The 501-nt window shown below is 63.5% G+C and carries 1 pseudogene; it reads right to left on the bottom strand.

Annotated elements, in window-relative coordinates:
* Nucleotides 1-263 (bottom strand): annotated as a pseudogene (locus ENZ75_RS33880) (glycosyltransferase family 2 protein); the annotation flags it as partial.
* Nucleotides 264-501 lie beyond the last annotated feature (238 nt).

Raw genomic sequence — 501 nt, 5'->3', positions numbered from 1 at the left:
ATGATCACCAGGCCCGGCATTTCGCCCCGCTCGAACAGCGGCAGCACCGCCTTGGCGCCGGCCCGCGCCTCGGCTTCGTTCTCCATGACGATCACGGCAAAGCGCCTGCCGGTTTGCTGCGCGCGCAGCGACGCCAGCGTTTCCAGCACCTGCTCGGGACGCTTGAAGGTCGGCAAGGTGACGACGGCTTCGACGGCCTCGACGTCAAGCCGCGGCGTGCGTCCCGCGACCGATACCGAACCGTCCGATGGCAAAGGGATCATCCGTGTCCAGCCACATGGTGAGTTGGGCTCTGGTAGCACCACGGTTGATAAGGTTTCGTTAATCACCTTGCACGGAGAAGCCCGCCAGGCAGCGGCTTTCGGCCGTCGAATGTGCAGGCTTAATCAAGGGTTCACCGCACTTTGCTACCGGCTACACCACTGGATAGGTAAGATGCATCTGCTGTTCGCCACATCGATCGTGCCCGACGGCGCTCTCGCCTCGGGCTACGAGATCGCC

Source organism: Mesorhizobium sp. M7A.F.Ca.CA.002.04.1.1, from assembly GCF_004022805.1.
GTDB classification, from domain to species: Bacteria; Pseudomonadota; Alphaproteobacteria; order Rhizobiales; family Rhizobiaceae; genus Mesorhizobium; species Mesorhizobium ciceri.
This window is presented reverse-complemented; position numbering and strand designations above follow the sequence as displayed.